The organism is Bradyrhizobium sp. (assembly GCF_049586575.1).
Taxonomy (GTDB): domain Bacteria; phylum Pseudomonadota; class Alphaproteobacteria; order Rhizobiales; family Xanthobacteraceae; genus Bradyrhizobium.
Genome location: NZ_JBAVCF010000577.1, coordinates 1 through 5,771, shown reverse-complemented (window position 1 = coordinate 5,771; position 5,771 = coordinate 1). Strand labels below are relative to the sequence as shown.

Sequence of the window (5,771 nt, the reverse complement as noted above, 5' to 3'; positions counted from 1 at the left end):
CCAGATACGAATGCGCCGGCGGCTGGCGCGCGCGGCTGAGCATCCACGATGCTGGTGCCATAGAGCAGGCTTCTGCAACAAACGATGAGCTCGCTAATTGCCGCAGTCGCTTCTTTGAGAAGGCGTCGCGTGAACTCGGGATCGACCCCTGCGCGAGCTACCATCAGGGCGCCATTGCGCGGTCCCATCTCGGTTTCGTATTGATAGATGACTGCATCGATCGACAAGCCCCTTTTTGATCAATAACGATTCCAGCGCCCTTTAACACGAAGAGATGCGTCCGATTGGTGAGCGCCATGGTGCGAGTCCAATTTGCTCATTGATGCGTCGCCCCCTCTTTAGTTTCTGTCCCGAGGATTGTGCCCGCGATGCGTTCTCGGCTAGTACGTCGTGCGCGCAAAAACGTCGGCTGATCACCGAGGGCGGCGGCAATACTTGCGGCTGCTTGAAATGACGTGAGCTCGAAAACCAGTTGATCGACATCAATATCGTGCCGTATTTGACCTCGTCGCTGGGCCTCGCTCGCGGTCGCGCTCAAGAGCTTTGTCCACGCGTTCTTATGATAGTTGACGCGATCCTGAATCTTTCCCGGCCTTGCCCTATATTCGCTGCTCGTCCCGTAAAGCATGCAGCCTCCAGCGAATACCCGCTGCTCGATGTAGTCGAACCAGTTGCCACAGAACGCCTGCAAACGCTCGGATGGTTCCTTATCGTCGGCCAATGGCGCAACGACTTTGGCGCTAAAAACCTTGACCGCGGCGTCGAGCGTCGCTATCTGCAATGCCTCCTTGTCGGCGAACAGCACGGTAATGTTACCTTTGCTGATTCCGATATCCGAAGCCAATCGACCGATTGTGAGACCTTCAAGACCTTCTATGGAAGATATTTCAATTGCGCGCGATAAAATGATGGCCCGCGATTGTGCCCCGCGCCGTCTCCGACCATCTTCGATGCGGTCGGTCGGTTCGGTCAGCGCCCCGAATTTTCTCATGGCGCCATCCGCTCGCTGCCAATCAATTGTGTAAGCTGGGGTAGCGATAAGTGATTACGCCTGGGCCTTCTCATGTGAGTCTCACGGGTTGTTTTCCGTTATTCTCTCTCTTGAAGAGGCCAACAAGAGTCTTTGGCGCATTCTCCAGGCCTTGGGTGATGGTCTCCCGGTACTTGATCTGACCATCCCGCACTAGCCGAGTGAGCCCCGTCAATGCTTCAGACCATCGATCAAGATGATAGGAGATGATAAATCCCTGCATCTTGATACGGTTATTCAAAGCGACTCCAAGATTTCTGATGCCAAAGTGTTCAGTGGAGTTGTAATCGGAGGTCATCCCGCAAAGTGGAATGCGCGCGAAAGGATTGCGGTGCGGCAAGACCGCATCGAAGATCGCGCCTTCGACGATTTCGAAATAGATGTCGATGCCGGCTGGCGTCGGCGCGGCAAGTCTCGTCGAGAAACCATCTGCCCGATAATCGACGCAAGCATCGACGTCGAACTCATTAACTGCGTAGTCGCATTTCATTGTGCCGCCTGCGACACCGCCGACACGGCAGCCCCCGAGTTTTGCGAGCCGGCCATCCACACTGCCAACTGCGTTGGAGGCGGTGGCCACAACAACCGCCTCGCTTGGTTTAGTTTTTTCCCGGCGCCAAGATGTGCGGAGGGTGGCACAGCTTCGCCATCGATCTTTCGAAGATTGCGGCCGTCAGATAATGCGTACTGCTGCCAGCCTCCACCAAAGCCGACGACGGCATCACCAATCTTAAACGTCAGATTTCGTGAATCGATGAGTTTACCGGCCGTTTCGCCGACCATGACGTCTCCGGTTTGTACGGGAGCGGAATAGGAGTTTCTTCACCAGGACTTGTCCTGTCTCGATGAGCGGAATCGGCGATTCAACGATGCGGATATCCTGCTCTTCGACCCAACCGACAGGCCAACGGGCGAGCAATAGACCACCATGTTGCGCTAAGACATTCCATGATTTTTTATTTATGACATACCGTCGTACGTATATATTAATATTGGTTTGCTTGCTGTCAATCTCAATCTTTAGCGCCGATGCATACGAGCCTGGCAAACTGCTCGATATCTCTCCTCAGGATTTCGAGCGCCGTTGGCGCATCGGATGCTTTGGCAGATTCTTCATCCGCCAGACGGCCGCGAGACTCATGCTGCCGCTGGGCTCGGGAACCATCATTTTCACTGGAGCCTCGGCATCGCTAAGCGGCAGCGTCGGTTTCGTCAATCTCACGGTGTCAAAGTGTGGCTTGCGTGCGCCCGCTCTATCGATGGCTCGGGAGCTCGGCCCCAAGGGGATCCACGTTGCTCACGTCATTACAGATGGCCAAACTGAATCGAAGCGGTATCGGGAGCAGTTCGCGAAACGAGGACCGGACTCGCTTCTCTCGCCAAACGCCATCGCAGAAGCTTACCACGGTCTCCATCGTCAGCACCGGAGCGCCGGACGCTGGATTTGCGTCCCTGGATTGAGAAATTTTGATCTGTCCGAGCAGACGCAAACCGCACGCGCTCAAGGACACCAAGCAGTCTCTCCCGCTTCTTTGCTTAAACATCAACCCTGCGCGCAAGAAACGATAATCGTGAGACAGCGACCGACGTTTCCCAAGAACCGCGCCTCCCCCCACTGCGCCAACTTTCAGCTCTGGCGACCCACAGGCGGGGGGTCTTTACTGGCAGCAACAGAGGTTTGCGAGGGAGATCAGCCGAGCGGGAGAGCAGGCTCGCGAACGTCGCGATTGGGTGAGCGGAGGAACCTGGACGGAGAGCCGCACGACGATTGGCATAAGGCCAGACGTCATCGTCCTAGCGTTTAGATCGACAAAATATGAGCAAGTCTTAATGTGCCTTCCCAAGCGTGATCTATAAGCCGTCGGCTTTACCTTGTCGCAGCACGAGCTCATCTTTGTTATCGACGTCGCGGACTCCAAAACCAGTTCTGTTGAGTGATATTGCGGCACCGGTGGCCCTTGATCCCGGCCCGGTGATACAAGCGGTTCGGGTCATGCGGTCGTCACGGCATTGTTCAATAGGAATCGAACCAGCGCGCCCGCAACCGTCGTTGTTGCTTCGCGCGGGAAGCCGGCCAAGGCAACCAGACCACGTGCAGCCCGACTGGTAACTCCGCGCGCCAAAAGACGCTTTGACCAGAACCTAATGCTTGGAGACGGAAAAATCTGGGTCAATGTGGGAAGTACGACGACCCAACCGGCTTTGGTTGTCGTGTATCCGGCTCCCTTAATGAGATAAGCGGGCAACCATGCAACGGCCAGCGTCAGCCACCCAAGCCACAGAGATTCGCTAACCGGAAGCGTGAGAGCGTGCACCCCATCGACGTGGGGCGGTGCGCTGGCGGCCATGGCGTTTGGTATTCGCTCGACGAGAGCGTCGAGATACTGAGGGGATTCGATGAGGATCCTTTTCACCTTTTGCGGATCGTTCACGACGGGACCGCTATGACCAGGACCAGGCCGTTCGCATTCAAGGCGGCCATTCGTTTGAAACCTGCCGCCCAATCCCAAGGGATAGCGCTGCACTTTCAGGGGATTGCCGGCGTTGGACAGGGGTTGATGATGAGGTCGCCTGAACAACGCGTCGGGGCGATTTCCTGTCTAGGATCGTCGAAGATAAGATCAGATGGATTGAGACGATCCGAAGTGGTATCAATAATCTGACGGTGCGTTACTCAACTGTGCAACGGACAAAATACATTTACGGGACAAATTCAGGTGAGGCATGGCTAAAACAAAGCTAGTTAGATCCGATTTGGCTCGCCAGGAACCCGACGGACGACTGCGCCGAGGGATTAAGGCACGCGCGAACGTACTCGATCGAGCGGTAAATGTAGCCTCGACCAACGGACTCGAGGGACTAACGATCGGCGGGCTGGCCTCGGATCTCGGCATAAGCAAGGGTAATATCACCGTCCTGTTTGGTGACAAAGAAGGCCTTCAACTCAAGACCTTAGATGCCGCAGTGGACGTCTTTTTTTCGCACGTTGTGCGACCCGCGTTAGGGGAGCCGTCCCCCATAAGACGACTGCAGAAATTGTGCAATTTCTGGTTCGACTATGTGGAGGAGCGTATCCTGCCCGGTGGCTGCATCCTTTCGGCGACCGGTACGGAATATCGTGCCCGACCAGGCTCAATTCAAAATCGCGTCAATTTTCATAGGACGGCCTGGCACTCGCTGCTCGCTAAGACTATCCACGCTGCAAAGGACGCGGAAGAACTCAATCCAGAACTGGATGTCCAGCAACTTGTGTTTGAGTTGGTTGCCTTCCAACTGGCAGCGAATACCGCCGCGCTGCTTGGTGATCAGAAATTTTTTCTGCGCGCGAGGCGGATTACCCAGGCCCAGATATCGAAAGCACGGATGGATGATGAATCCTCTGCACGCGTGCAGCCAAGAAAGGTCAAACCTCGAAAGCGGTTATAACCGGCCGCCAAATAGTGTTTCCTGTTTCAGGCTGGCTTGTATTATACCAAGTCTCACTGATTAGAACCCGTGCGCCCATTGGCGCAGTCCGATGGACATGATCTTCCAGGCTCGGTCCACAAGGGTATTCCAAGCGTAGCAGCTGTGATCGACGATATCGTCGTAGGATTTGAAGACGCGGTTCGAGAGCCAGTTGTCGCGCATATACTGCCAGATAATTTCAACCGGATTGAGCCCAGGGCATTTCGGCGGCAGGGCGAGAATGGTGATGTTGGCGGGAATGAGCAATCTTGCTGACAGATGCCATCCGGCCTGATCGACGAGGAGGACGGCGTGGGCTCCTGGTGCGACCGCCTTGGCGATTTCCGCGAGGCGCAGGTTCATCGCTTCGGTATTGCAGAAGGGCAGGATCAGAGTAACCCTGCGGCGAGGGCCGCCTTCCGGGCGGCAACTTGCCTGCGATAGTTTGCTGATTGATTTGCAAGCAAATGAGCAAACGTGGGCAAGGTTTCGGTTCTGTCGGGTCCGGAGCGGCGGCAACGATGGTCGACGATCGAGAAGCTTCGGATCGTCGAGGAAAGCCAGGCAGCTTCGGCGAGTGTCGTCGATGTGGCCCGCCGGAATGATCTGCATCCCAATCTGCTGACGGCTTGGCGGCGACAGGCCCGAACAGGTTCATTGGGAGCCGTGAGGGAGCTGCGGCAGGAGAGCGAGGTGCAATTTGCGGCAGTGTCGGTTGCGCCGGAGCCGTCGGCATGGGCGGCTCGTGCCGGAACCGGCGGGACGATCGAGATCGCTTTTTCCAGCGGAGTGCAACTTCGTATCACGGTCGCGGTCGATCCCGCGACGTTGACGGCGGCGACACGGTTGAACTGTTCTAGCGACTTGAAAAGCCCCCTAGGCGTGGGGCTTTTTTTCTGGGATTCGACAACTGCCTGCAAATGTCTCCGAATACTCGCATTCCTCGACAGAACCCAGCGTTGGGTTATGATGGATGTACACACAGCGCGATCATGAACTCCGCGTCCCGGGACGGCGGCCCAAACTTAAGAGGGCAATTAAATGAGTTCGCCGACCAAAATAGCTGCGGAACGCCGTGCGCTTCTGCTAATCGACTTTCAACGTGATTTCCTCGAATCGTCAGGCAAGATGCCCGTCGCCCGAGATCAAGTGCTTCCCGTCTTGAGAGCCGCGGCGCAAGCGATCGCCGAGGCGCGGAGCCGGAACGATCTCGTCGTTGCAATCGGAAACGAGTTTCGACCGGGCGACTTCCTGATGAACGCATTACGCAGGTACGCGAGCGTTGCCGGCTCTG

Annotated in this window: 8 protein-coding genes and 2 pseudogenes; 5 read left to right on the top strand and 5 right to left on the bottom strand. The window is 56.2% G+C overall.

Annotation, left to right across the window (positions count from 1 at the left end; genetic code table 11):
• On the top strand, nt 1–239 hold a 239-nt coding region (locus WB528_RS21785; protein WP_423890567.1), incomplete at its 5' end, for a hypothetical protein.
• Nucleotides 240–316: 77 nt separating this feature from the next.
• Here the strand turns inward: WB528_RS21785 and WB528_RS21780 are convergent.
• The 3 genes and pseudogenes from WB528_RS21780 to WB528_RS21770 form a co-directional block, all read right to left on the bottom strand.
• Complete coding sequence (locus tag WB528_RS21780) at nt 317–991, bottom strand: TetR/AcrR family transcriptional regulator (RefSeq protein WP_423890565.1); 675 nt, start codon at nt 989–991, stop codon at nt 317–319.
• 70 nt (nt 992–1,061) lie between these two features.
• The gene (locus tag WB528_RS21775; protein WP_423890569.1) at nt 1,062–1,580 is read right to left on the bottom strand and encodes a zinc-binding dehydrogenase; all 519 of its coding nucleotides are present in this window, start codon (nt 1,578–1,580) and stop codon (nt 1,062–1,064) included.
• Nucleotides 1,517–1,837: pseudogene (locus WB528_RS21770) on the bottom strand (NADP-dependent oxidoreductase); the annotation flags it as partial. The gene WB528_RS21775 and the pseudogene WB528_RS21770, both read right to left, overlap by 64 nt.
• A gap of 38 nt (nt 1,838–1,875) precedes the next feature.
• On the opposite strand from WB528_RS21770, the gene WB528_RS21765 reads away from it, so the two are divergent.
• Nucleotides 1,876–2,835: an SDR family NAD(P)-dependent oxidoreductase gene (locus tag WB528_RS21765; protein WP_423890564.1), complete on the top strand. Its 960-nt coding sequence runs from the start codon at nt 1,876–1,878 to the stop codon at nt 2,833–2,835.
• Between the two features lie 186 nt (nt 2,836–3,021).
• Here WB528_RS21765 and WB528_RS21760 read toward each other — a convergent pair whose 3' ends face one another.
• The gene (locus WB528_RS21760) at nt 3,022–3,462 is read right to left on the bottom strand and encodes a hypothetical protein (protein ID WP_423890563.1); all 441 of its coding nucleotides are present in this window, start codon (nt 3,460–3,462) and stop codon (nt 3,022–3,024) included.
• Between the two features lie 292 nt (nt 3,463–3,754).
• On the opposite strand from WB528_RS21760, the gene WB528_RS21755 reads away from it, so the two are divergent.
• The gene (locus tag WB528_RS21755; protein ID WP_423890562.1) at nt 3,755–4,456 is read left to right on the top strand and encodes a TetR/AcrR family transcriptional regulator; all 702 of its coding nucleotides are present in this window, start codon (nt 3,755–3,757) and stop codon (nt 4,454–4,456) included.
• Nucleotides 4,457–4,516: 60 nt separating this feature from the next.
• On the opposite strand, the pseudogene WB528_RS21750 reads toward WB528_RS21755, so the two are convergent.
• Nucleotides 4,517–4,870, bottom strand: a pseudogene (locus WB528_RS21750) (transposase); the annotation flags it as partial.
• 84 nt (nt 4,871–4,954) lie between these two features.
• On the opposite strand from WB528_RS21750, the gene tnpA reads away from it, so the two are divergent.
• Nucleotides 4,955–5,473 (top strand): IS66-like element accessory protein TnpA, encoded by a 519-nt coding sequence (tnpA, locus tag WB528_RS21745; protein ID WP_423890561.1) that lies wholly within the window; start codon nt 4,955–4,957, stop codon nt 5,471–5,473.
• Between the two features lie 45 nt (nt 5,474–5,518).
• Nucleotides 5,519–5,771: hypothetical protein (locus WB528_RS21740; RefSeq protein WP_423890560.1), on the top strand; the 253-nt coding region annotated here is incomplete at its 3' end.

Coding starts and splice junctions, on each gene's coding strand:
- WB528_RS21780 (WP_423890565.1), bottom strand. CDS start 991: ATGAGAAAATTCGGGGCGCTGACCGAACCGACCGACCGCATCGAAGAT.
- WB528_RS21765 (WP_423890564.1), top strand. CDS start 1,876: ATGAGCGGAATCGGCGATTCAACGATGCGGATATCCTGCTCTTCGACC.
- WB528_RS21755 (WP_423890562.1), top strand. CDS start 3,755: ATGGCTAAAACAAAGCTAGTTAGATCCGATTTGGCTCGCCAGGAACCC.